Genomic DNA, 23,790 nt, shown 5'->3' on the forward strand with positions numbered 1-23,790 from the left:
GCCGTCCGTCTCGATGCGCACCCGCTGCCCGGGGCGCAGCAGCCGCAGGCCGCCCGCGTCGAAGGCCGGGGCCTCGAAGGACACCGGGGTGCCGTCGTCCAGCAGCACGCTGCCACTGCGGGTCTGGGAGTCGTACGTGTACGCGGTCGCCTGCATACCGGCACTGTATCGGGCGGTGTGACGCCCCACACCGAGCGTGAGGGCCGTTCGCAGATCCGCCGCGGTGTCCACGTCCCGGCGCACGCTGTCGACGTCCGCCAGGGCGATTTCCACCGCCCCGGAGGCGAAATGGCGGGCCCGAGACGGGCCGCCGAACGAGGGTGTCAATTCCACGTCCGGAGCAGCCGAAAGCAACGTCGTCCCGATTCTTGCCGCATCCGCCAGAAATGCCCTGGGAAATTTCGAGGCATCGTCGAGCACGCGTAGCAATTCGGGCGGTCTCAAGGCGGGCAGATCGGCGTTCATGGCGGCCACCGCCGCCCGGGGCCGCCGTCGCCGCACGGCCCGCTCCCCGTGGGCCAGGGCGGCGTTCAGGCCGGCGCCCGGGGAATCCGGGACGATCCGCGCGCCCAGCCTGGCCAGTTCCCGACCCGCCACGGAGTCGTCCGTGACGACCACCACATCAGCGACCGCCGCGCAGGCCAGCGCCCCCGCCACGGTGTCCTGCGCGAAGGCCAGCGCCAGCCCCGGGCGAGAGCCCCCGACGGCCGCCGCGAGACGGCTCTTGGCCAGCGCCAGCGGCTTCAACGGGACGACCAGACTCCAGACGGCGTTCGTGGCGCCCCCTCCCCTCCGGTGCGCTCCCGCGCGCGCTCAAGCCATCGTCAGGTCATGGCCAGGTCATCAGTGGGCCCATTGTCGCCTCCACCCGGGCAGAGGGGAGGCCGTGCGGTGTGAGCGGGGCGTACGGTGTTCTCGACAGAGACCGGGCCTGGGGCCACACTTGTCCGGCCGACGAGGTGCCCAAGCCGCGCACCGGTCCTAGAGGAAGGTGTTCGAGTGTCCCGCCGCAGAATCGGCTTCTGGTACCGCCTGGCGGCGGTCATCGCGAAACCGCCGCTGGTAGTGCTCTTCAAGCGGGACTGGCGGGGAATGGAGCACATTCCGGCCGACGGGGGATTTATCACCGCCGTCAATCACAACTCGTATCTGGACCCGCTCTCGTACGCGCACTTCCAGTACAACACCGGCCGGGTGCCCCGATTGCTCGCGAAGGCCGGCCTCTTCAAGGTGCCTTTCGTCGGCATGATCCTCCGTGGTTCCGGTCAGATCCCCGTGTACCGGGAGACCACCAACGCCCTCGACGCATTCAGGGCGGCCGTGGCGGCGATCGAGAGCGGTGAATGCGTTGCCTTTTACCCGGAAGGCACCCTCACCCGCGATCCCGACATGTGGCCGATGGCCGGCAAGACCGGCGCCGCCCGCGTCGCACTGATCACCAAGGCCCCGGTCATTCCGGTGGCCCAATGGGGCGCGAATCTCGCGATGCCGCCCTACGCGAAGACCGACAAGCTCCGGCTGTTCCCGCGCAAGACCCTCCAGGTGCTCGCCGGACCGCCCGTCGACCTCTCCGCCTTCCACGGCCTGGAACCCACCCCGGACGTGCTCAAGGAGGTCACCGAGGTCATCATGGCGGCCATCACCGAGCTGCTGGAGGAGTTGCGGGGCGAAAGCGCGCCCGCGCAGCCGTACGACCATCGCCAAGCCAGGGCGCAGCAGCGGCGGAACGCCGCGGGGGAGGGCAAGAAGTGACAGGTCCCGTGAAGGCAACCGTGTTCGGAACCGGCTCGTGGGGCACGGCCTTCGCCGTCGTGCTCGCCGACGCCGGCTGCGAGGTGACGATGTGGGGGCGCCGCCAGGAACTGGTGGACGCCGTCAACACCGACCGGACCAACCCGGACTACTTCCCCGGCGTCGAACTCCCCGCCAACATCCGGGCCACCACCGACCCGGCCGAGGCGGCCCGCGGCGCCGACTTCACCGTCCTCGCCGTCCCCTCCCAGACCCTGCGCGGCAACCTCGCCGAGTGGGCGCCCCTGCTGGCCCCCGACACCGTGCTCGTGTCCCTGATGAAGGGCATCGAACTCGGCACCGCCAAGCGGATGAGCGAGGTCATCGAGGAGGTGGCCAAGGTCCCCGCCGAGCGCGTCGCCGTGGTCACCGGCCCCAACCTGGCCCGCGAGATCGTCGCCCGCCAGCCCGCCGCCTCCGTGGTGGCCTGCGTGGACGACGCCGTGGCCCGGCGCCTCCAGGCCGCCTGCCACACCCCGTACTTCCGCCCGTACACGAGCACCGACGTCATCGGCTGTGAACTCGGCGGCGCCGTCAAGAACGTCATCGGCCTCGCCGTCGGCATCGCGGACGGCATGGGTCTCGGCGACAACACCAAGGGCTCGCTCATCACCCGAGGCCTCGCCGAAGCCACCCGCCTGGGCCTCGCGATGGGCGCCGACCCGCTCACCTTCTCCGGTCTCGCGGGTCTCGGCGACCTCGTCGCCACCTGTTCCTCGCCGCTCTCCCGCAACCACACCTTCGGCATCAACCTGGGCCGCGGGATGACCCTGGAGGAGACGATCGCGGTCACCCGGCAGACCGCGGAAGGGGTCAAGTCCTGCCAGTCCGTGGCGGATCTGGCACGCCGGTACGGAGTGGACATGCCGATCACCGACACGGTGGTCGACATCGTGCACCACGGGAAGCCCACGCTGGTCGCGCTCAAGGAACTCATGGGACGCAGCGCCAAACCGGAACGGCGCTGACTCCATTCCGGACGTCTGAGCGGGTACTCTCGTGGCGATATGAGCAGCGAGAACCTCCCCCAGACCCCTGAGCAGCAGGGCCGCAAGCCCCGCGTGGCCGTCGTGTTCGGCGGCCGCAGCTCGGAACACGCCATCTCGGTCGTCACGGCGGGCGCCGTGCTGCGGTCCATCGACCGGTCCAAGTACGAGGTGCTGCCCATCGGCATCACCACGGACGGCCGGTGGGCGCTGACCGCCGACGAGCCCTCCCGCATGGCCATCGCCGAGCGGGTGCTCCCGAGCGTCGAGGACCTGGCCGACTCCGAGGACGGCAGCGTCGTCCTCTCCGTCGACCCGGCCAACCGCGAGGTCGTCTACACCGAACCGGGCGCCGTTCCCAAGGCCCTCGGCGAGGTGGACGTCGTCTTCCCCGTGCTGCACGGCCCGTACGGCGAGGACGGCACCCTCCAGGGCCTGCTGGAGCTCTCCGGCATCCCCTACGTCGGCTCGGGCGTCCTCGCCTCGGCCGTCGGCCAGGACAAGGACTACATGAAGCGGGTGTTCACGTCCTTCGGGCTGAACGTCGGCCCGTACGTGACCGTCCGCCCGCGCGAGTGGGAGGCCGACCGGTCGGCCGCCACCGCCAAAGTCCTGGACTTCGCCGCCGAACACGGCTGGCCGCTGTTCGTGAAGCCCGCCCGCGCGGGCTCCTCCATCGGCATCACCAAGGTGGACGACGCGTCCGGCCTGGACGCCGCCATCGAGGAGGCCCGCCGCCACGACCCGAAGATCATCGTGGAGGCGCTGCTGCGCGGCCGCGAGATCGAGTGCGGGGTCCTGGAGTTCGAGGACGGGCCGCGCGCGAGCGTCCCCGCCGAGATCCCGCCGGTCTCCAGCCACGACTTCTACGACTTCGAGGCGAAGTACATCGACTCCGCCTCCGGGATCGTCCCGGCGCCGCTCACCGACGAGCAGACCGCCGAGGTGCGCCGGCTCGCCGTCGAGGCGTTCGACGCCGCGTCCTGCGAGGGCCTGGTGCGTGCCGACTTCTTCCTCACGGAGGACGGCACCTTCGTCATCAACGAGATCAACACCATGCCGGGCTTCACGCCGATCTCCATGTACCCGCGCATGTGGCAGGAGTCGGGCATCGAGTACCCGGAGCTGGTGGACCGCCTGATCCAGGCAGCCCTGCGCCGCTCCACCGGGCTGCGCTAGGCCCGACCGCACACACACGACGACCGCCCGCCGGGGATCCCGGCGGGCGGTCATCATGAGTGGGGGAGACCGCACGGCGGCCCCGGACGGTCCGGACGACTCAGTACGAGGAGATGCCCACGGGCACGGCCTTGGCGATGGCCGCAGAGAGATCGACCAGCATCCCCGCATCCGTGGCATGCTCCTTGTCGACCCGGACCTCCGTGTACGCCAGCCGCGCCCCGGTGGTGAACCGGAAACCGCCGTCCTCGTCGGCGGGAAGCTTCTCCAGCAACCAGCCGACTCCGTTGACCTCGACGCCGTCCTGCTTCGGATCCGACATCTTGGGCGGCTTGGGGATACCGCACCGCAGTACGATCGCCGAGCCGCCCCACGCGGCGGTCAGATCCGACTCGGGTCGGGTGGTGGTCCGCGCCAGGCCGGCCACCTTCTCCGGGAGCTCCTCGTGCAGTGCCGCACAGAGCCCCGCGACGTCGGCGGGCGGCTTGGGCGGCGGATCCACCCGGGCCTCGGCATCGCCCGAGGAACAGCCGGCGAGGGCCAGCAGGACCGCGCAGGCGGGCAGGGCCAGTAGACGCAGGGGCCGGCGGTGGAGGGACATCACCGGCCAAGAGTAGACGGGGGCTACAGATGGACCACCGGGCAGGTCAAGGTGCGGGTGATCCCCTCCACCTGCTGGACCTTGGCGACCACCATGCGGCCGAGATCGTCGACGGTGTCCGCCTGGGCGCGCACGATCACGTCGTACGGGCCCGTCACGTCCTCGGCCTGGATCACCCCCGGGATCTGGCCGATGGACTCGGCGACGAACGACGCCTTGCCCACCTCGGTCTGAATGAGGATGTACGCCTGTACCACGGAACCTCCAGGGCGGCCACGAGGATCATTTCCCCTAACCTTCGGGTGGGCCCGGGGACATCGGGTGGGCCCGGGGAAGAAGGGACGCCACGGTACCGCGTCGCCGAGCGTCACGGGGAGACCCGCGAGCCCGGCTCCGCGCACGGCGAGGCGCACGGAGAGCAGAAGTTGACGTATCTGTTGACGGTACCCAGAGCTGTGACGGCTCGCGACCGCAAGCGGACTGGGCAAGAAGGGGCACAGCGATGAAGGGCACTGTGGGCGAGCTGGGGGAGTTCGGGCTCATTCGAGAGCTCACCTCACGGCTCACCACCACCCCGGCGGTCCGGCTCGGACCCGGCGACGACGCCGCGGTGGTGTCGGCCCCCGACCGGCGGGTCGTGGCGAGCACGGACATCCTGCTGGAAGGCCGGCACTTCCGGCGCGACTGGTCGACGGCCTACGACGTCGGCCGCAAGGCCGCCGCGCAGAACCTCGCCGACATCGCGGCGATGGGCGCGGTGCCGACCGCACTGCTCCTCGGCCTCGTCGTCCCGGCGGAACTGCCGGTCACCTGGCCCACCGAGCTGATGGACGGCATCCGCGACGAATGCCAGGTCGCGGGCGCGGCCGTGGTCGGCGGAGACGTCGTACGGGGCGACACCATCACCGTCGCCATCACCGCCCTCGGGGACCTGCGCAACCACGAGCCCGTGCTGCGCTCCGGCGCCCAGCCCGGCGACGTGGTGGCCGTCACCGGCTGGCTGGGCTGGTCCGCGGCCGGTTTCGCGGTCCTCTCGCGCGGCTTCCGCTCCCCGCGGGCCTTCGTCGAGGCGCACCGGCGCCCGGAACCGCCGTACCACGCGGGCCCCGCCGCCGCCGGACTCGGCGCCACCGCCATGACCGACGTCAGCGACGGCCTGGTCGCGGACCTCGGTCACATCGCCGAGGCCAGCAAGGTACGAATCGACCTGCGCTCGGCGGCCGTCGACATCCCCAGCCAGATGCACGACATCGGCCAGGCCGTCGGCGTGGATCCGCTCCAGTGGGTGCTGACCGGGGGAGAGGACCACGCCATCGTGGCCACCTTCCCGCCCGACGTGAAACTGCCCGCCCGCTGGAAGGTCATCGGAGAGGTCCAGAACCGCTCCGCCGCCCCCCAGGTGACCGTGGACGGCGCACCCTGGACCAGCACCGGCGGCTGGGACCACTTCGGCGCCGACCCGGCCGCCGAGGAGCCCGCGCGATGAACCGTCCGCCGCTGTGCCTGACCGTCGCCGGATCGGACTCCGGCGGCGGCGCGGGCATCCAGGCCGACCTCAAGACGATGCTGGCGCTCGGCGTGCACGGGATGAGCGTGGTGACCGCCGTGACGGCCCAGAACTCGCTCGGCGTGCACGGGGCCTGGGAACTGCCCGCGGAGGCCGTCACGGCCCAGTACCGGGCCGTGGTGGACGACATCGGCGTCCAGGCCGTCAAGACCGGGATGCTGTCCTCCGCGTCGCTGGTGGAGACGGTCGCCGAACTGTTGGCCGGCACCCCGGCCCCGGCGGTCGTGGACCCCGTCGGGGTCTCCAAGCACGGGGACGCGCTGCTCGCCGACTCGGCGCTGGACGCCGTACGCGAGGAACTCCTGCCGCGGGCCACCGTGGCCACCCCCAACCTCGACGAGGTGACCCGACTCACCGGCCTGGTGGTGGAGACGGAGGACGACATGCGGCGGGCGGCCGACGCGATCCTCGGTCACGGTCCCCGGTGGGCGCTGATCAAGGGCGGACACCTGCGGACCCACGGCGACCAGGCCGTGGACCTGCTCACCGACGGCGCCGACGAGCGGTGGCTGCGCGCACCCCGGCACGACAACCGGCACACCCACGGCACGGGCTGCACCCTCGCGAGCGCGATCGCGGCGGGCCTCGCCAAGGGACTCGACGTCCCCGAGGCCGTCACCGCGGCCAAGGAGTACGTCACCGGGGCCATCGCCGCCGGCTTCGCGCTCGGCGGCGGCATCGGCCCCGTGGACCACGCCTGGCGTTGGCGGGCCTGAACGCGCGAAGAGCTCCCGGGAACCCGTCGAGGGTTCCCGGGAGCTCTTTCGCGCTCGCTCGGGCAGGGCCCGCGCTCGCTTCAGGCAAGGCAAAAGGCCGGCCCACCAGGTGGGCCGGCCTTCTTGGCAACCGGAAAGGGCTGCGCTACGACGTGAGGCGTCAGCGCGAGACCTTGCCGGCCTTGATGCACGAGGTGCAGGCGTTGAGGCGCTTCGGCGTCCCATTGACCACGGCACGGACGCGCTGGATGTTCGGGTTCCAGCGACGCGAGGTGCGGCGGTGCGAGTGGGAGATGCTGTTGCCGAAGCTCGGCCCCTTGGCGCAAACGTCGCAGTTGGCAGCCACAGGTCACTCCAAAGACTTCAGATGCACTTACAGTGAATCCGGCGCACCGGAATCAGAGATCCGAAGTGGTTTGCCGGGGGAATGGCCCGACTCTCATCGGGCAACCGGAGCAGCATACAACGTCTGCGCCGGTCCAAGAAAACTACCATGGCGCCCGCCGACCACGCCCCACGGTCCCGAGGCGCCGGCCACCCTTGGTTACCCTGCGGTGAACCCCGGCCCGCACAAGGAGGAACGCCCGGTGCCTTACGAGCCTCAGCCGCACACCCTCGACGCCGAAGCGGTGCGCACCTGGAGCTCGCTCGCCCTGGCCGCCCTGGGCCGGGCCCGCGAGGACATCGACGCGATCAACGTCTATCCCGTCGCCGACGCGGACACCGGCACCAACCTCTACCTGACCGCCGAATCGGCCGCCCGCGAGCTGGCGGCCGCCTTCGCGTCGGCCTCCGCGGACGTGACCGACACCACGCCGCCCGAGCCCGCCCGCCTCTCCCTGCCCGAGGCCGTACGGGCCTACGCGCACGGCGCCCTGACAGGCGCCCGGGGCAACTCCGGGACGATCCTCGCCCAACTCCTCCGCGGCGTCGCCGACGTGCTCGGCGCCGAACCCGAGGGACGCGACCCCGGCCCGCTCCTCGCGCAGGCCCTCACCCGGGCCGCCGAGGAGGCGTACCAGGCCGTCGCGCACCCCGTCGAGGGGACCATGCTCACCGTCGCCGCGGCCGCGGCCAAAGCCGGCCACGCCGCCGAGGCCGCCGCCGGCACCGCCGCCGACGTGGCCCGCGCCGCCTACGACGGAGCCCGCGCGGCCCTCGCCGAGACCCCGGGGCAGCTCGCCGCGCTGGGCCGGGCCGGGGTGGTCGACGCCGGGGGCTGCGGACTGGTCGCCGTGCTCGGCGCCCTCTGGCAGGCGCTGTCCGGCCGGGAACCCGCCGCCGAACCGATCCGCGGCCGGGCCGTGCCCGTACCCCGATCGCCGGAGCCGTGCGCCGAGGAGCACGGTGGGCCCGCGTACGAGGTGATCTACCTGCTGGAAGCCGGCGAGCCGGCCGTCGGGGAACTGCGCGCCCGCCTCGACGGGCTCGGCGACTCCCTCGTGGTGGTCGGCGGCGACGGGCTCTGGAACGTCCACGTCCACGTCGACGACCCGGGCGCCGCCGTCGAGGCCGGCGTCGTCGCCGGACGCCCCTACCGGATCCGGATCACCCACTTCGGCGACGAACGACGCCGGGCCGTCGCCCCGCGCGCCCAGCGGGCCGCGGTCGCCGTCGTACCGGGCGAGGGACTGGCCGGACTGTGCGGGGAGGCGGGCGCGACCACCGTGCTCGCCCGCCCCGACGCACCCCCGGCACCCGCCGACCTGGTCGACGCCATCCGCCGGGCCCACGCCCGCGAGGTGGTGCTGCTGCCCAACGACTCCGAGTGGCGGGCCGCCGCCTCGGCCGCGGCGGAACAGGCCCGCGCCGACGGTGTGCGGGTCGCCGTGATCCCCACCCGCTCGGCGGTCCAGGGCCTGGCCGCACTCGCCGTGCACGATCCGGACGCCAGCTTCGACGAGGACGTCGTCGCCATGACCGCGGCGGCCGGAGCCACCCGCTACGGGGAACTCGCCGTCGCGGAACGGCAGTCCTTCACCTCCGCCGGCATCTGCCAGGCCGGGGACGTCCTCGGACTCATCGACGGCGACGTCGCCGTCATCGGCCCCGGCCTGCCGGAGACCGCCGAGGCCGTCCTGGACCGCATGCTCGGCTCCGGCGGCGAACTCGTCACCCTGGTGCTCGGGGAGGACGTCCCGGACGCCCTCGCCGCCCGCCTGGAGGCCTACGTACAACACGGCCACCTGGCCGTCGACACGGTCACCTACCGGGGCGGACGGTACTCGGCGCCGCTCCTCATCGGGGTCGAATAGGGGTCGAAGGGCGGGCTTGTCGGCGCCATGGTGTGCAATGGAACACGTGCCCGCGCTCGACGAAGACCTCAAGAAGACCCTCGGCCCCGCCACCGCCAAGGTGCTGGCCGAGCACCTCGGGCTGCACACGGCCCTGGACCTGCTGCACCACTACCCCCGGCGGTACGCCGAGCGCGGCGAGCTGACCTCCCTCGCGGACCTCGGCGACCAGCTCGACGAGCACGTCACGGTCGTCGCGCAGGTCGCCGACGCGCGACTGCTGACCTACCAGGGCGGTCGGGGCGGCGGGAAACGCCTCGAAGTCACCATCACGGACGGCAGCGGCCGGCTCCAGTTGGTCTTCTTCGGTTCCGGCGTCCACAAGCCGCACAAGGACCTGCTGCCCGGCAGCCGCGCGATGTTCGCGGGCAAGGTCTCCCGGTTCAACCACAAACTCCAGCTCGCCCACCCCGCCTACGAGCCGCTCGGCAAGGACACGGACGACACCGGCGGCGCGGACGCCGCGGCCGCCTTCGCCGGCCGACTCATCCCGATCTACCCGGCGTGCAAGCAAATGGAGTCCTGGAAGATCGCCAAATGCGTGGACGCGGTGCTGCCCGGCGTCCGCGAGGCCGTCGACCCGCTCCCCGCCGCCCTGCGCGAGGGCCGCGGCCTGGTCCCGCTCACCGAGGCCCTGCTGAAGGTCCACCGCCCCACCACCAAGGCCGACGTGGAGGACGCCCGCCAACGCCTCAAGTGGGACGAGGCGTTCGTCCTCCAGGTGGCCCTCGCCCGCCGCCGGCACGCCGACTCCCAACTCCCGGCCGTCCCGCGCCGGCCCCGCCCGGGCGGACTCCTCGACGCCTTCGACGCGAAGCTGCCCTTCACCCTCACCGAGGGCCAGCGGACCGTCTCCAAGGAGATCTTCGACGACCTCGCCACCGACCACCCCATGCACCGCCTGCTCCAGGGCGAGGTCGGCAGCGGCAAGACGATGGTCGCGCTGCGGGCCATGCTCGCCGTCGTCGACGCGGGCGGACAGGCCGCGATGCTCGCGCCCACCGAGGTGCTCGCCCAACAGCACCACCGCTCCATCACCGAGATGATGGGCGAACTCGCCGAGGGCGGCCTGCTGGGCGGATCCGACGAGGGCACCAAGGTCACGCTGCTCACCGGCTCGATGGGGGTGCCGGCCAGGCGCCGGGCGCTGCTGGACCTGGTGACCGGCGAGGCCGGCATCGTCATCGGCACCCACGCCCTGATCGAAGACAAGGTGCAGTTCCACGACCTCGGCCTGGTCGTCGTCGACGAACAGCACCGCTTCGGCGTCGAACAGCGCGACGCGCTGCGCTCGAAGGGCAAACAGCCCCCGCACCTGCTGGTGATGACCGCGACCCCGATCCCGCGCACGGTCGCGATGACGGTCTTCGGCGATCTGGAGACCTCCGTACTGGACCAGCTGCCCGCCGGCCGCTCACCCATCGCCACCCACGTGGTGCCCGCCAAGGACAAGCCGCACTTCCTCGCGCGCGCCTGGGAACGGGTACGGGAGGAAGTCGAGAACGGCCACCAGGCCTACGTCGTCTGTCCGCGCATCGGCGACGGCGAGGACGAGCCCAAGAAGAAGAAGGCCGCCGAGGAGGACGGCGACAAGCGACCCCCGCTGGCCGTCATGGAGATCGCCGACCAGCTCTCCCGGGGCCCGCTCGCCGGGCTGAGCGTCGAGGTGCTCCACGGACGCATGGACCCCGCGGACAAGGACGCCGTCATGCGCCGCTTCGCCGCCGGCGAGGTCAAGGTGCTGGTCGCCACCACCGTCATCGAGGTCGGGGTGAACGTCCCCAACTCCACGGTCATGGTGATCATGGACGCGGACCGGTTCGGGGTGTCCCAACTCCACCAGTTGCGCGGCCGCGTCGGCCGCGGCTCGGCACCCGGGCTGTGCCTGCTGGTCAGCGAGATGCACGAGGCGAGCCCCGCCCGCGCCCGGCTCGCGGCCGTCGCCGCCACCCTCGACGGCTTCGAACTCTCCCGGATCGACCTGGAGCAGCGGCGCGAGGGCGACGTGCTGGGGCAGGCCCAGTCCGGGGTCCGCTCCTCGCTGCGCATGCTCGCCGTCATCGAGGACGAGGAGGTCATCGCCCAGGCCCGCGAGGAGGCCACCCGCGTGGTCGCCGAGGACCCCGAGCTGGCGCACCTGCCCGGCCTGCGGACCGCCCTGGACGCGCTGCTGGACACCGAGCGCGAGCAGTACCTGGAGAAGGGCTGAGGACGACGACCTATCGTTGAACCGCTGAACGTTTCTCCGTCTCCCCACCGAAGGACCCCAGATGACCCGCGTGATCGCCGGCAGCGCCGGCGGGCGACGGCTGACCGTGCCGCCCGGCACCGGCACCCGCCCGACCTCGGACCGGATGCGCGAAGGGCTCTTCTCCACCTGGGAGTCCCTGCACGGCGTCGAGGGCGCCCGCGTGCTCGACCTCTACGCGGGTTCCGGCGCGGTGGGGCTGGAGGCCCTCTCCCGCGGCGCCGAACGGGCCCTGCTGGTCGAGCCCGACGCGAAGGCCGCCAAGGCGATCAAGGACAACATCACGTCGGTGGGCCTGCCCGGCGCCGAATTCCGGTCGGGCCGGGCCGAACAGGTCGTGGCGGTCCCGCTCCACGAGGACCCGTACGACATCGTCTTCCTGGACCCGCCGTACGTCGTGGACCACGAGGAACTCCGGGAGATCCTCCTCACACTCCGGTCCAATGGCTGGCTCACGGAGGACGCACTGGTCACCGTGGAACGCAGCACCAGGAGCGGTGCCTTCCCGTGGCCCGACGGCTTCGAGCCGCTCCGGTCACGGAAGTACGGCGAAGGGACCCTCTGGTACGGTCGCGCCGCCTTCACCAGCGAAAACTCATGATGCCCGCACCGGGGAGCGAGGGAATTCAGTTGCGCCGCGCCGTCTGTCCGGGGTCGTTCGACCCCATCACCAACGGACACCTCGACATCATCGGCCGGGCCTCCCGGCTCTACGACGTGGTCCACGTCGCCGTGATGATCAACCAGTCCAAGCAGGGGTTGTTCACCGTCGAGGAGCGGATCGAGCTGATCCGGGAGGCGACGGCCGACTACGGGAACGTGGAGGTCGAGTCCTTCCACGGACTGCTGGTCGACTTCTGCAAGCAGCGGGACATCCCGGCCATCGTCAAGGGCCTGCGCGCCGTCAGCGACTTCGACTACGAGCTGCAGATGGCCCAGATGAACATGGGACTGTCGGGCGTCGAAACGCTGTTCGTGCCGACCAACCCCACCTACAGCTTCCTGTCGTCCTCCCTGGTCAAGGAGGTCGCCACCTGGGGCGGCGACGTGGCCCACCTGCTGCCGGCGCACGTGCACGCCGCCCTGCTGGAGCGACTGCGCGACCGCTGACGGGTCGTTGTCGCCCCGGTCCCGCCCGGGCCCGTACCCCGGGGCCTTACAGTCGTCGGGTCCGACTCGGGAACCGCCCGAGGCCGAGAGAGTGCGAGCCCCATGGACGTGCAGAAGAAGCTCGACGAGATCGTCGCGGCCGTCGGCGGCGCCCGGTCCATGCCCATGTCCTCCTCGTGCGTGATCAATCGCGCGGAGCTGCTCGCGCAGCTCGAAGAGGTGCGCGAGGCCCTGCCCGGGTCGCTCGAACAGGCGCGGGAGCTCATCGGCGGCCGGGAGCAGATGGTCGAGGAGGCCCGCCGGGAGGCGGACCGGATCATCGAGTCGGCGCACGCCCAACGGGGCTCCCTCATCTCCGACACGGAGGTCGCGCGCCGCTCGCAGGCCGAGGCGGACCGGATCCTCGCGGACGCCCGCCGGGAGGCCGAGGAGATCCGGGCCGAGGCGGACGACTACGTCGACAGCAAGCTCGCCAACTTCGAGGTCGTGCTCAGCAAGACCATCGGCTCGGTGGACCGCGGCCGGGAGAAGCTGCTGGGACGCGGCCCGGGCCCGGCCGACGGCTACGAGGACCCCGCGGACCACGACGCCCCCGAGCCCAGCCCGGATCCGCAGGTCCGGCGCGAGCAGGCCGACGCGTACGTGGACACCAAGCTGGCGACCTTCGAGGCGGTGCTGTCCAAGACCCTGGAGGCGGTGGGGCGCGGCCGCCAGAAGCTGCTGGGGCGCGCGCCCGCGGACGACCTCGGTGCGCACATGGCGGCCCAGGACGCGGCGGGCCTCCAGCAGGGCCGCTCGTCGAGCGACGCGGACTTCCTGGCCGGTCTGGCCGAGCCGGCGGCCCCGGTGATCCCGGCCCAGGTCCAGGCGCCGGCGCCGCAGGAGCCCGTGTACGACGGCTACTCCTACCAGCAGCCGGCGGCCCACCAGCAGGACGCGTACGCCGCGTACCAGGATCCGTACGGCTACCAGCAGCAGCCCGATCCCTACGCCGGTTCCTACCAGCAGCAGCCGGACCCGTACGGGGCCTATCAGCAGCAGGTCCCGTCCTATCAGGACCAGCAGCACCAGGGCGGGCAACAGCACGAACAGCAGGTGCCCCGGCAGCCCGCGCTCGACGAGACCAGCTTCTTCGACACGAGCATGATCGACCTGAACCAGCTGCGACAGTACGAGCAGGGTCGCTAGAGGTGCTCGGGTCGCTCTCGGGGCCGGATTGGGCTCAGAGCGAGGCGGCGGGTATCCTGGCTCTTCGGTCGCGCGTATGCACCGCGATCCATGCTGCCCGTGAGCGGCAGAAACTTTGATCTTCAGCGATCTGTGAAAGCAGGAACGGCCCTGAATACCCGCCTCGACCACCACAACCCCCTCGTGTTCGACACGCACGAGCTGGGGCGGCGTCCTGGTGCCATGCAGCGGCTGTCCCGTGAGATCGCGGCACCGGCGGACCTCGGTCTCGCCGGCGTCATCGGGGTACCGGAAGGCGCCCCGCTGAAGCTCAGCCTCCGCCTGGAGTCGGTCATGGAAGGGGTGCTTGTCACAGGCACCGCCCGTGCATCGGCCGTGGGGGAGTGCGTAAGGTGTCTGGAGTCTGTCGGGCGCGAGCTCAAGGCGGACTTCCAGGAGATGTTCTCGTACCCTGACGCCGACGACCGGAGCCGCTCCAAGGCGGAACCGGCCGACGACGCCGAGGACGACGAGGACACGCTCTTCCTCGAGGACGGCTTGTTCGACCTCGAACCCCTGCTGCGCGACGTGGTGGTGCTCGCACTGCCGCTGCAGCCGGTGTGCCGAGAAGACTGTCTCGGACTGTGCCCCGATTGCGGGCTCAGCCTGAACGACGACCCGGACCACCACCATGAGGCCGTCGACATCCGTTGGGCGGCCTTGCAGGAACTCGTCGTGACCGATCAGGACGACGAGAAGGACAACATGAGCGGCACTGCATCTGACGGAGTTCAGAGCGCCGCCGAGAAGCAGGAGAAGTAGCCGTGGCTGTTCCGAAGCGGAAGATGTCGCGCAGCAACACGCGCCACCGCCGGTCGCAGTGGAAGGCTGCGGTCCCCAACCTGGTTTCGTGCGAGCGCTGCCAGGAGCCGAAGCTCCAGCACATTGCGTGCCCGAGCTGCGGCACCTACAACAAGCGCCAGGTTCTCGAGGTCTGAGCGGCTGGTGAGAGGCGCAATGTCTGAGCTGTCCAACGCTGAGAAGCAGGCAGACAGTAACAACGCGGCCTCGTCCCACGTGCTTCTGGAAGGGCGGCTCGGGTACCAACTCGAGACCGCCCTTCTGGTGCGTGCACTGACCCACCGCTCGTACGCGTACGAGAACGGCGGTCTGCCCACCAACGAGCGCCTGGAGTTCCTCGGGGACTCCGTGCTCGGCCTGGTGGTCACGGACACGCTGTACACGACCCACCCGGACCTGCCGGAAGGCCAACTGGCCAAACTGCGGGCCGCTGTGGTCAACTCGCGCGCACTTGCGGAGGTCGGGCGTGGCCTCGAACTCGGCTCCTTCATCCGGCTCGGCCGGGGCGAAGAGGGCACGGGTGGCCGGGACAAGGCCTCCATCCTCGCCGACACCCTTGAAGCGGTGATCGGCGCGGTCTACCTCGATCAGGGCCTCGACGCGGCCTCGGAGCTGGTCCACCGGCTCTTCGACCCGCTCATCGAGAAGTCCTCCAACCTCGGGGCCGGCCTGGACTGGAAGACCAGTCTCCAGGAGCTCACGGCGGCCGAAGGCCTTGGTGTACCGGAATACCTGGTCACCGAGACCGGTCCGGACCACGAGAAGACCTTCACAGCTGCCGCTCGCGTCGGTGGTGTCTCGTACGGCACCGGCACCGGCCGCAGCAAGAAGGAAGCGGAACAGCAGGCGGCCGAGTCCGCGTGGCGCGGGATCCGCGCCGCGGCGGACGAGCGGATCGCGGCGGCAGCCGCTGCCGCAGCCGCTCCGGCAGAGGTCGTGGCTCCGGCCGCGGCCGAGGACGGCGGGGCGCCGACGCCCGTCGAACCGTCGCCGGGCGCCTGACCCTTCCTTCGGGATGTTCCCCGCCCCCGCCCCTCTCCGGAGGGGCGGGGGCGGTCCCGTTCCCGGGCACCCCGAGGGCGGCCGGTAGGCTCGGCGGAGCGTCCAGCCCCGTCGCCTCCCGGAGGAACACCGTGCCCGAGCTGCCCGAAGTCGAAGTGGTGCGGCGCGGTTTGGAGCGTTGGGTGGCCGGGCGGACCATCGGGTCCGTCGAGGTACTGCACCCCCGAGCCGTACGGCGGCACCCGGGCGGCGGCGCCGACTTCGCCGCCCGCCTCACCGGGGAGACCGTCGGGGTGCCGCAGCGGCGCGGGAAGTACCTGTGGCTGCCGCTCGTGGAACGGGACCTGTCGGTGCTGGGCCACCTCGGCATGAGCGGCCAACTACTGGTGCAGCCGGTCGGCTCCCCCGACGAGAAGCACCTGCGGATCCGCGTGCGCTTCGACGACGCGACCGGCACCGAGCTGCGCTTCGTGGACCAGCGGACCTTCGGCGGGCTGTCCCTGCACGAGAACACCCCCGACGGGCTCCCCGACGTCATCGCGCACATCGCGCGTGACCCACTGGACCCGCTCTTCCCCGAAGCCGCCTACCATCTCGCGCTGCGCGCCAAGCGGACCACGGTCAAGCGGGCCCTGCTGGACCAGTCGCTCATCAGCGGGGTCGGCAACATCTACGCCGACGAGGCCCTGTGGCGCGCCCGGCTGCACTACGAGCGCCCGACCGCCACGCTCACGCGCCCCCGGAGCGCGGAACTCCTCTCCCACGTCCGTGACGTCATGAACGCCGCGCTCGCCGTCGGCGGGACCAGCTTCGACAGCCTGTACGTCAACGTGAACGGGGAGTCCGGTTACTTCGACCGCTCGCTCGACGCCTACGGCCGGGAGGACGAGCCCTGCAGGCGCTGCGGGACTCCGATGCGCCGCCGGCCGTGGATGAACCGGTCGAGCTACTTCTGCCCGCGCTGTCAGCGGCCGCCGCGCTCCGCGTCGTAGGACGCCCGGGCGGTCAGCACCTGCTGCATGCTGCCCTCCAGGAAGTGGATCAGGGCGAGCAGCCGGGCGGCGACCTCGTGCCCCAGGGGTGTGAGTTCGTAGTCGACGCGGGGCGGGTTCGTGGGCTGCGCCTCGCGGTGGACTATGCCGTCGCGTTCCAGCGCGTGCAGGGTCTGGGAGAGCATCTTCTCGCTGACGCCGTCCACACGGCGACGCAACTCGTTGAAGCGACAGGCGCCGTCGCGCAGGGCGCCCACGGTCAGACTGCCCCAGCGTCCGGTGACGTGCTCCAGGGTTTCCCGAGAGGGGCAGGTGCGGGCGAAGACATCGAAAGGCAGTTCCGATGAGGGCGCGTCCGTACGAACAGGGGTCTCCATAGCGCAAGCGTACCTTCGGGTAGCGCTAACTGTCTGCTTGCGCTTTCGAAAAGTTAGTGGTTCTCTTTCCCTCGTCGTCGTGCCGCGACGCGACGCATCGAGCACATCCTTGAGGGAGAACCACCATGTCCGACATCACGCCCACGCCCGTCGTCTCGGTCGCCTACCACTCGGGATACGGCCACACCGCGGTCGTCGCCGAGGCCGTCCGGGCGGGAGCCGCCGACGCCGGCGCGACCGTCCACCTCGTCAAGGTCGACGAGATCGACGACGCGCGGTGGGCGCTGCTGGACGCGTCGGACGCGATCATCTTCGGCTCCCCGACGTACATGGGCACCGCCTCGGGTGCCTTCCACGTCTTCGCCGAGGCCACCTCGAAGCGCTGGTTCGGGGACGTGTGGCAGGACAAGATCGCCGCGGGCTTCACCAACTCCGGCTCCAAGAGCGGCGACAAGATGCACACCCTGCAGTTCTTCCAGACGCTGGCCGCGCAGCACGCGATGAGCTGGGTCAACCTGGGCCTCAAGCCGGGCTGGAACTCCACCACCGGCTCCGAGTACGACCTGAACCGCCTCGGCTTCTTCTCGGGCGCGGCCGCCCAGACCAACTCCGACCAGGGCCCCGAGGCGGTCCACAAGGCGGACATCGCCACCGCCGAGCACCTCGGCCGGCGCGTCGCCGAGCACACCCGCGTGGTCCTGGCGGGCCGCGCCGCCCTCGCCGCGCGGTAGTCGGCGGGGCGAAGGTCGTCCGGGAGCAGGGCTACTAGAAGCCGAAGTCCTGGGTCCACCACGGGCCGCCGTCGGCGAAGTAGGTGCCGACGCCCAGGGTGCGGAACTCGCAGTTCAGGATGTTCGCCTTGTGGCCCGGGCTGTTCATCCAGGCCTTCATCACCGCGTCGGCGTCACCCTGGCCGCGGGCTATGTTCTCGCCGCCGAGGCCGGATATGCCCGCGTTGTCGGCCCGCTTCCACGGGGTGTTCCCGTCCGGGTCGGTGTGGTCGAAGAAGCCCCGTACGGCCATGTCCTTGCTGAACGCGCCCGCCAGCGTCGCGAGCGGCGGGTTCGCCCGGACCGGGCCACAGCCCGCCTGGGCACGCTCCTGGTTCACCAGGGTCAGGACGGCCGCCTCCTCGGCGGAGTGCCCGCCGGAGGGCGCGGGCGCCGTGGGCTTCGGCGCGGGGGCCGAAGGCTCACCGGTCGGCGCCGGCTCGGGGTCCGGCTTGGGCTCGGGCTTCGGGGCAGGGGCGGCGGGCTTCTCCGGCTCCGGCTCCGGCTTGGGCTTCACGGGCTGGGGCTTGACCGGTTCCGGCTTCACGGGCCGGGGCTTCACGGGCTGGGGCTTCACGGGCTGGGGTTTCACCGGTTCCGGCGCCTTCGTCGAGGCGGAGGGCTTCGGCGACGGGGGCTTCGGCGTGGGCTTCGGCGTGGGCGAGGCCGAGGTCGAGGGGGACGGCGGCGACGGCCGGGTCGGCGTGGCGCTGTCCGGGGCGGCGGGCGCGGAGGCGCGGCCCTGCAGACCGGCGAGGCCACCCTGCCCCTGTACCGCGTTCTCGTCACGGGCGGACGGCGAGGCCTTGGCCTCCGTCTTCGAGCCGGCGTCCGTTCCGACATAGGGGAAGGAGTCGCCGACCGGGACGATGCCGGTCGTGACGACCGCCGTCGTGCCGAGGAGCAGGGCCACCGGGACACCCACGATGCCGATGCGGACGGCGGTGCCGCGCTTGCCGCCGCCGCGGCGCGGCGAAGCGGGGAGTTTGTGGCGTCCCATCGGCGTCGTGCCTTCCTTCAGCGATCCTTCAACGATCAATCTTTGCTCGCCCAAACGGATGAGCTCATTGGAGCGGGACTGTACGCCATGGGACCCGGGGGGCGATGTGCCGCGAATCGGACGCCCCGGTTAGCGTTCACGCATGAATGAAGAAGTCCGGCTGACCGCATGGGTGCGCGGCCGTGTACAGGGAGTGGGCTTCCGCTGGTTCACCAGGGCCAATGCTCTGGAGATCGGCGAGGTGGTCGGCTTCGCGCTCAACCTGGACGACGGTCGAGTACAGGTGGTGGCCGAAGGTCAACGTGAGAATTGCCACCGGCTGCTGGACTGGCTGCGTTCCGCCGACACGCCCGGCCGGGTGGACGGGGTGACAGAGATCTGGGGCACACCGCGCGGTGGCTACGACGGATTCGCGATCCGATGACGGATCGACTGATCATGCACTGATCAGATCTCTGGATGGTCGACACCCGGTCGGAACTGCGCATTCGTCGCGGAGCCGTTGCCGTCGGTCGCGATCCGTGGAAGGCTCGGAGATGAGGATGATCTCCGCGCCGTAGTCGAGCGCCGGGCCGCCCGCCGATACGGGGCGTGATCGTGTTGACCGTCAAACTTTTTGGTGAGACGCTGGAAGCCCCGCGCACCTGAGCTGTTTGGCAGTGTTGGCAGTAGTAAGCGCAGTGACTGTCAGTTGCTGCCGGACATCCGCGGGTGCGATTCCCTCACGACCCACACCGCTCTCGGTCGGTCACTCAGTGTGGAGGACCATCCATCATGGCAAAGGCGCTTCTCGGTTACGTCGGCGGTTCCGACCCGCGACTCCTCGCCGAGATGCGACGGCTTCAGCAGCGCGTCCAGGACCTCGAGTCCGAGCTCGGACGAATCCAGTCCGAGAACGACGCACTGAACGCGGCCGCCGCTCAGCACGGAGACTCGCTGCTCGACAGCATCGACCTCGACGTACCCCAGGCGGAGCCTGCGCTCACCTGATCCGCGCTTCACTCGTCGCTCGATTCCAGCCCCGTTTGATCTGCAAGGGACGCTCCGGCGTCCCTTCTTTCTTTCACGGCCGGCTCCTCCTCGCACCGCCGGCCCCTCACCGGCCGTCCCGCCCGGCCGCATCATTGGGCCAGGTGGGGGGGTTGATTCCTTTGACGTCTGATCTCCCCTGCACCTTCATGGGTGAAACCGAACGTGAAAGGTAGAGTCCGGCGGCGTGCACCTCAAGTCCCTGACCCTGCGTGGCTTCAAATCATTTGCTTCCGCGACCACCCTGCGCTTCGAGCCGGGGATCACCTGTGTCGTCGGCCCGAACGGATCGGGCAAGTCCAATGTGGTGGACGCGCTGTCCTGGGTCATGGGCGAACAAGGGGCGAAGTCCCTGCGCGGCGGGAAGATGGAAGACGTCATCTTCGCCGGCACGACGGGCCGGCCGCCCCTGGGGCGCGCCGAGGTCTCGCTGACCATCGACAACTCCGACGGCGCGCTGCCGATCGAGTACGCCGAGGTCACCATCACGCGGATCATGTTCCGCGGCGGCAGCAGCGAGTACCAGATCAACGGCGACACCTGCCGGTTGCTCGACATTCAGGAGCTGCTCTCCGACTCCGGCATCGGCCGGGAGATGCACGTCATCGTCGGACAGGGCCAACTGGACTCCGTACTGCACGCCGATCCGATGGGCCGCCGCGCCTTCATCGAGGAGGCGGCCGGCGTACTGAAGCACCGCAAGCGGAAAGAGAAGGCGCTGCGGAAGCTTGACGCGATGCGGGCCAACCTCGCGCGCGTGCAGGACCTCAACGACGAACTGCGGCGACAGCTCAAGCCGCTCGGGCGCCAGGCGGCGGTGGCCCGCCGGGCCGCCGTGATCCAGGCCGACCTGCGGGACGCGCGACTGCGGCTGCTCGCCGACGACCTGGTCACCCTGAAGGGCGCGTTGGACGCGGAGATCGCGGACGAGGCGGCGCTGAAGGAACGCAAGGAGGCGGCCGAGCGGGAGCTGGCGGGCGCGCTGCGACGCGAGGCCGAGCTGGAGGAGGCGGTACGGGAACTCGCGCCCCGGCTGCAACGGGCCCAGCAGACCTGGCACGCACTCTCCCAGTCGGCCGAACGGGTGCGCGGAACCGTTTCCCTGGCGCAGGCGCGGGTCAAGAGCGCGTCGGCGCCGCCGGAGGACGAGCGGCGCGGCCGTGATCCCGAGGAGATGGAGCGCGAGGCGGCGCGGATCCGTGAGCAGGAAGCCGAACTGACGGCCGCTCTGGAGGCGGCTTCACGGGCGCTGGAGGACACGGTCGAGCACCGGGCGGAGCTGGAGCGTTCCCTGGCCGACGAGGAACGGCGGCTGCGGGACGCGGCGCGGGCCATCGCCGACCGGCGCGAGGGGTTGGCCCGACTGACCGGACGGCTCGGCGCGGCCCGGTCCAGGGCGGGCGCCGCGCAGGCGGAGATCGAACGGCTGGAGGCGGCGCGCGACGACGCCGAAGCCCGTGCGGCGCGGGCGCAGGCGGAGTACGAGGCGTTGGCCGAGGAGGTCGGAGCCCTCGACGACCCGGCCGTCGACGGGGAGCACGAGGCGGCGCGGGCCCGGCTGGCGGAATCCGAGGCAGCCCTGTCGGCGGCGCGCGAGGCGCTGACCTCGGCGGAGCGTTCCCGGGCGGCCGTGGCGGCCCGGCGGGACGCGTTGGCGCCGGCGCTGCGGCGCAAGGACGGCACGGGCAGCCTGCTCGGCGCGCGCGAACGGCTGGACGGGCTGCTCGGCCCGGCGGCCGAACGGGTGACGGTGGCGCCGGGGTACGAGGTGGCGGTCGCGGCCGCGTTGGGGGCGGCGGCCGACGCGCTCGCCGTGACCTCGGCGGGGGTGGCGGCCGATGCCATTCGGCACCTGAGGGACACGGACGCGGGGCGGGTCACCTTCCTGATCGCCCCGGAGTCCGCGAGCGTCCTGCCCGGTCAGGCCGTGGATCCGGAAGGCCGGCCGTCGGGTGAGGGGAGCCTGCCGGGCCAGAGCGCCGGCCCGGGCGCGCACGCCGTCCAGGCGCCGGCGCCCGCTTCGGCTACGGTGCCCGCTTCGGCTTCGGCCCCGGCCCCGGTGTCCGTTCCGGTGGCGGAGCGCCCCGCCCCGGCCGCCGCTCACGTGCCCGCTCCGACCGCTCCGCAGTCCGTGCCGGCCTCGACCGCGGCCGGATCGCGCACGCTCGGGGTACCGGCCGGGAGCCTGGTGGCGGGAGACCCCGGCGTGGTCCGGGCCGTGGCCTGGGCCCTGCGGGAGTACGTCGTCGTCGCGACCCTGGACGAGGCCGAGGCGCTGGTGGCCGAGCGGGCCGACCTGGTGGCGGTGACCGCCGACGGGGACGTCCTGGGGGCACATCTCGCGCACGGCGGTTCCGCCGGGGCGCCGAGCCTCATCGAGGTACGGGCCGCCGTGGACGAGGCCGCGGCCGAGCTGGCGCGGTTGGAGGAGGAGTGCGTCGGGCTGGCCGGCGCCAAGGAGAGCGCCCACGCCGACCGGCAGGAGGCGGTCCGGCTCGTCGAGGAGCTGGCCGAGCGGCGCCGGGAGGGCGAGCGGGCCCGGGCCGGGGTCGCGCAGCAACTGGGCCGGCTCGCGGGACAGGCGAAGGGCGCGGCGGGCGAGGCCGAACGGAGCGTCGCTGCCGCGACCGCGGCGCAGGGCGCGCTGGAGCAGGCGCGCATCGAGGTGGAGGAGTGCGCGGAACGGCTCGCCGTCGCCGAGGAGATGCCGGTGGACGAGGAGCCGGACACCTCGGCGAGGGACCGGCTCGCCGCCGACGGGGCCAACGCCCGACAGACCGAGATGGAGGCGCGGCTCCAGCTCAGGACACACGAGGAACGGGTCAAGGGGCTGGCCGGCCGGGCGGAAGCGCTCGACCGCGGCGCCAGGGCCGAGCGCGAGGCCAGGGCCCGTGCCGAACGGCGCCGGCAGCGGCTGGCCCACGAGGCCGAGGTGGGCCGGGCGGTGGCCGACGGAGCGCGACAGCTCCTGGCCCATCTGGAGGTGTCGATCGGTCGGGCCGAGGCGGAGCGCGCGGGCGCCGAGCAGGCCAAGGGGGTGCGCGAACGGGAGCTCGCCGAGGCCCGCGGCCGGGGCCGCGACCTCAAGGGGGAGCTCGACAAGCTGACCGACTCCGTGCACCGGGGCGAGGTGCTCGGAGCCGAGAAGCGGTTGCGGATCGAGCAGGTCGAGGGCCGCGCCCTGGAGGAGTTCGGGGTGGAGGCCGCCGGGCTGGTGGCCGAGTACGGCCCCGACCAGCCGGTGCCGCCGTCGCCGGCCGCCGAGGGCGAGGAGCTGCCGGAGGACCCGGAGCACCCGCGGAACCGGCCGGGACCGTACGTCCGGGCGCAGCAGGAGAAGCGGCTCAAGGCGGCGGAACGCGCCTACCAGCAGTTGGGGAAGGTCAATCCGCTGGCGCTGGAGGAGTTCGCGGCGCTGGAGGAGCGGCACAGGTTCCTCAGCGAGCAACTGGAGGACCTGCGCAAGACGAGGGCCGATCTGCTCCAGGTCGTGAAGGAGGTCGACCAGCGGGTCGAGGAGGTGTTCACCGAGGCCTACCGGGACACGGCGCGTCAGTTCGAGGGGGTGTTCTCGCGGCTGTTCCCCGGCGGCGAGGGCCGGTTGATCCTCACGGACCCCGACAACATGCTGACCACCGGCGTGGACGTCGAGGCGCGCCCGCCGGGCAAGAAGGTCAAGAGGCTGTCGCTGCTGTCGGGCGGCGAGCGTTCGCTGACCGCGGTCGCGTTGCTGGTGTCCATCTTCAAGGCCCGACCCAGTCCGTTCTACGTCATGGACGAGGTCGAGGCGGCCCTGGACGACACCAACCTGCAGCGGCTGATTCGGATCATGGAGGAGCTCCAGGAGAGCTCGCAGCTGATCGTGATCACGCATCAGAAACGCACGATGGAGGTCGCCGATGCCCTGTACGGCGTCTCCATGCAGGGAGATGGAGTGTCCAAAGTGATCAGCCAGAGGCTCCGCTAGAGACCTTCATCATTCAATAGGTGAACGCAAAGCCTTCACGGTTCACTCGTTCGTTGGCATTCATCTGCGTGAAACGGGTTCTTCATCTTCTATTGACTTCAGGAAGTGAAGTCATAAGCTCTCCTCTGTCGCC

General features: G+C 71.5%; 23 protein-coding genes and 1 pseudogene. 18 read left to right on the forward strand and 6 right to left on the reverse strand.

Annotated features, from left to right (window positions below; translation table 11 throughout):
* Positions 1–153 precede the first annotated feature (153 nt).
* Positions 154–759: pseudogene (cofC, locus tag OHA84_RS25365) on the reverse strand (2-phospho-L-lactate guanylyltransferase); the annotation flags it as partial.
* A gap of 240 nt (positions 760–999) precedes the next feature.
* On the opposite strand from cofC, the gene OHA84_RS25370 reads away from it, so the two are divergent.
* The 3 genes from OHA84_RS25370 to OHA84_RS25380 are packed head-to-tail and all read left to right on the forward strand — an operon-like array spanning position 1,000 to position 3,956.
* Positions 1,000–1,752, forward strand: a complete 753-nt coding sequence (locus OHA84_RS25370; protein WP_053675074.1) for a 1-acyl-sn-glycerol-3-phosphate acyltransferase — start codon at positions 1,000–1,002, stop codon at positions 1,750–1,752.
* Positions 1,749–2,759: an NAD(P)H-dependent glycerol-3-phosphate dehydrogenase gene (locus tag OHA84_RS25375; RefSeq protein ID WP_053675076.1), complete on the forward strand. Its 1,011-nt coding sequence runs from the start codon at positions 1,749–1,751 to the stop codon at positions 2,757–2,759. Before OHA84_RS25370 ends, OHA84_RS25375 begins: the two co-directional genes overlap by 4 nt.
* A gap of 39 nt (positions 2,760–2,798) precedes the next feature.
* Positions 2,799–3,956 carry a D-alanine--D-alanine ligase family protein gene (locus tag OHA84_RS25380; RefSeq protein ID WP_053675078.1) on the forward strand — a complete coding sequence of 386 codons (1,158 nt, stop codon included), beginning with the start codon at positions 2,799–2,801 and terminating at the stop codon, positions 3,954–3,956.
* A 100-nt stretch (positions 3,957–4,056) separates the two neighbouring features.
* Here the strand turns inward: OHA84_RS25380 and OHA84_RS25385 are convergent, their stop codons facing one another.
* The gene (locus tag OHA84_RS25385) at positions 4,057–4,557 is read right to left on the reverse strand and encodes a DUF3515 domain-containing protein (protein ID WP_053675080.1); all 501 of its coding nucleotides are present in this window, start codon (positions 4,555–4,557) and stop codon (positions 4,057–4,059) included.
* 23 nt (positions 4,558–4,580) lie between these two features.
* A complete protein-coding gene (locus OHA84_RS25390) occupies positions 4,581–4,814 on the reverse strand; it encodes an Lrp/AsnC family transcriptional regulator (protein WP_030011290.1) in 234 nt (77 codons plus the stop codon).
* A gap of 245 nt (positions 4,815–5,059) precedes the next feature.
* Here OHA84_RS25390 and OHA84_RS25395 point away from each other — a divergent pair, with 245 nt between their 5' ends.
* Both OHA84_RS25395 and thiD read left to right on the forward strand, forming a co-directional pair.
* On the forward strand, positions 5,060–6,043 hold the full coding sequence (locus OHA84_RS25395; RefSeq protein WP_053675082.1) for a thiamine-phosphate kinase: 984 nt from the start codon (positions 5,060–5,062) through the stop codon (positions 6,041–6,043).
* Positions 6,040–6,840: a bifunctional hydroxymethylpyrimidine kinase/phosphomethylpyrimidine kinase gene (gene thiD / locus OHA84_RS25400; protein WP_053675084.1), complete on the forward strand. Its 801-nt coding sequence runs from the start codon at positions 6,040–6,042 to the stop codon at positions 6,838–6,840. The genes OHA84_RS25395 and thiD overlap by 4 nt, the downstream gene beginning before the upstream one ends.
* 160 nt (positions 6,841–7,000) lie before the next feature.
* Here the strand turns inward: thiD and rpmB are convergent, their stop codons facing one another.
* Complete coding sequence (gene rpmB / locus OHA84_RS25405) at positions 7,001–7,186, reverse strand: 50S ribosomal protein L28 (RefSeq protein ID WP_073911113.1); 186 nt, start codon at positions 7,184–7,186, stop codon at positions 7,001–7,003.
* 241 nt (positions 7,187–7,427) lie between these two features.
* On the opposite strand from rpmB, the gene OHA84_RS25410 reads away from it, so the two are divergent.
* From OHA84_RS25410 to mutM, 9 genes are all read left to right on the forward strand, one after another.
* Positions 7,428–9,095 carry a DAK2 domain-containing protein gene (locus tag OHA84_RS25410; protein ID WP_266950094.1) on the forward strand — a complete coding sequence of 556 codons (1,668 nt, stop codon included), beginning with the start codon at positions 7,428–7,430 and terminating at the stop codon, positions 9,093–9,095.
* A 37-nt stretch (positions 9,096–9,132) separates the two neighbouring features.
* On the forward strand, positions 9,133–11,343 hold the full coding sequence (gene recG / locus OHA84_RS25415) for an ATP-dependent DNA helicase RecG (RefSeq protein WP_266969628.1): 2,211 nt from the start codon (positions 9,133–9,135) through the stop codon (positions 11,341–11,343).
* Positions 11,344–11,404: 61 nt separating this feature from the next.
* Entirely contained in the window at positions 11,405–11,983 is a 579-nt protein-coding gene (gene rsmD, locus OHA84_RS25420; RefSeq protein WP_053675086.1) for a 16S rRNA (guanine(966)-N(2))-methyltransferase RsmD, read from the forward strand.
* Between the two features lie 29 nt (positions 11,984–12,012).
* Positions 12,013–12,492 (forward strand): pantetheine-phosphate adenylyltransferase, encoded by a 480-nt coding sequence (coaD, locus tag OHA84_RS25425; protein ID WP_199826417.1) that lies wholly within the window; start codon positions 12,013–12,015, stop codon positions 12,490–12,492.
* Positions 12,493–12,594: 102 nt separating this feature from the next.
* Positions 12,595–13,680, forward strand: a complete 1,086-nt coding sequence (locus OHA84_RS25430; RefSeq protein ID WP_266969626.1) for a DivIVA domain-containing protein — start codon at positions 12,595–12,597, stop codon at positions 13,678–13,680.
* A 99-nt stretch (positions 13,681–13,779) separates the two neighbouring features.
* Positions 13,780–14,481 (forward strand): DUF177 domain-containing protein, encoded by a 702-nt coding sequence (locus tag OHA84_RS25435; protein ID WP_371591454.1) that lies wholly within the window; start codon positions 13,780–13,782, stop codon positions 14,479–14,481.
* Between the two features lie 2 nt (positions 14,482–14,483).
* Entirely contained in the window at positions 14,484–14,657 is a 174-nt protein-coding gene (gene rpmF / locus OHA84_RS25440; RefSeq protein ID WP_053675094.1) for a 50S ribosomal protein L32, read from the forward strand.
* Positions 14,658–14,676: 19 nt separating this feature from the next.
* Positions 14,677–15,522 (forward strand): ribonuclease III, encoded by an 846-nt coding sequence (rnc, locus tag OHA84_RS25445; RefSeq protein ID WP_053675096.1) that lies wholly within the window; start codon positions 14,677–14,679, stop codon positions 15,520–15,522.
* Positions 15,523–15,653: 131 nt separating this feature from the next.
* Positions 15,654–16,514, forward strand: coding sequence for a bifunctional DNA-formamidopyrimidine glycosylase/DNA-(apurinic or apyrimidinic site) lyase (gene mutM, locus OHA84_RS25450; protein WP_053675098.1), 861 nt, complete (start codon positions 15,654–15,656; stop codon positions 16,512–16,514).
* Here mutM and OHA84_RS25455 read toward each other — a convergent pair.
* The gene (locus OHA84_RS25455) at positions 16,487–16,891 is read right to left on the reverse strand and encodes a helix-turn-helix domain-containing protein (protein WP_266969623.1); all 405 of its coding nucleotides are present in this window, start codon (positions 16,889–16,891) and stop codon (positions 16,487–16,489) included. The two genes, mutM and OHA84_RS25455, sit on opposite strands and share 28 nt — an antisense overlap.
* Positions 16,892–17,016: 125 nt before the next feature.
* On the opposite strand from OHA84_RS25455, the gene OHA84_RS25460 reads away from it, so the two are divergent.
* On the forward strand, positions 17,017–17,622 hold the full coding sequence (locus OHA84_RS25460) for a flavodoxin family protein (protein WP_053675103.1): 606 nt from the start codon (positions 17,017–17,019) through the stop codon (positions 17,620–17,622).
* A gap of 34 nt (positions 17,623–17,656) precedes the next feature.
* Here OHA84_RS25460 and OHA84_RS25465 read toward each other — a convergent pair whose 3' ends face one another.
* Positions 17,657–18,661: a CAP domain-containing protein gene (locus OHA84_RS25465; protein WP_266969621.1), complete on the reverse strand. Its 1,005-nt coding sequence runs from the start codon at positions 18,659–18,661 to the stop codon at positions 17,657–17,659.
* Positions 18,662–18,803: 142 nt separating this feature from the next.
* Here OHA84_RS25465 and OHA84_RS25470 point away from each other — a divergent pair, with 142 nt between their 5' ends.
* The 3 genes from OHA84_RS25470 (at position 18,804) to OHA84_RS25480 (ending at position 23,657) form a co-directional block, all read left to right on the forward strand.
* Positions 18,804–19,085 carry an acylphosphatase gene (locus tag OHA84_RS25470; RefSeq protein ID WP_053675108.1) on the forward strand — a complete coding sequence of 94 codons (282 nt, stop codon included), beginning with the start codon at positions 18,804–18,806 and terminating at the stop codon, positions 19,083–19,085.
* A 350-nt stretch (positions 19,086–19,435) separates the two neighbouring features.
* Positions 19,436–19,651, forward strand: coding sequence for a hypothetical protein (locus OHA84_RS25475; RefSeq protein ID WP_030227372.1), 216 nt, complete (start codon positions 19,436–19,438; stop codon positions 19,649–19,651).
* A gap of 226 nt (positions 19,652–19,877) precedes the next feature.
* Positions 19,878–23,657 carry an AAA family ATPase gene (locus OHA84_RS25480; RefSeq protein WP_266969619.1) on the forward strand — a complete coding sequence of 1,260 codons (3,780 nt, stop codon included), beginning with the start codon at positions 19,878–19,880 and terminating at the stop codon, positions 23,655–23,657.
* The last annotated feature ends 133 nt before the right edge of the window (positions 23,658–23,790 follow it).

Source organism: Streptomyces sp. NBC_00513 (assembly GCF_041431415.1).
Taxonomy (GTDB): Bacteria; Actinomycetota; Actinomycetes; order Streptomycetales; family Streptomycetaceae; genus Streptomyces.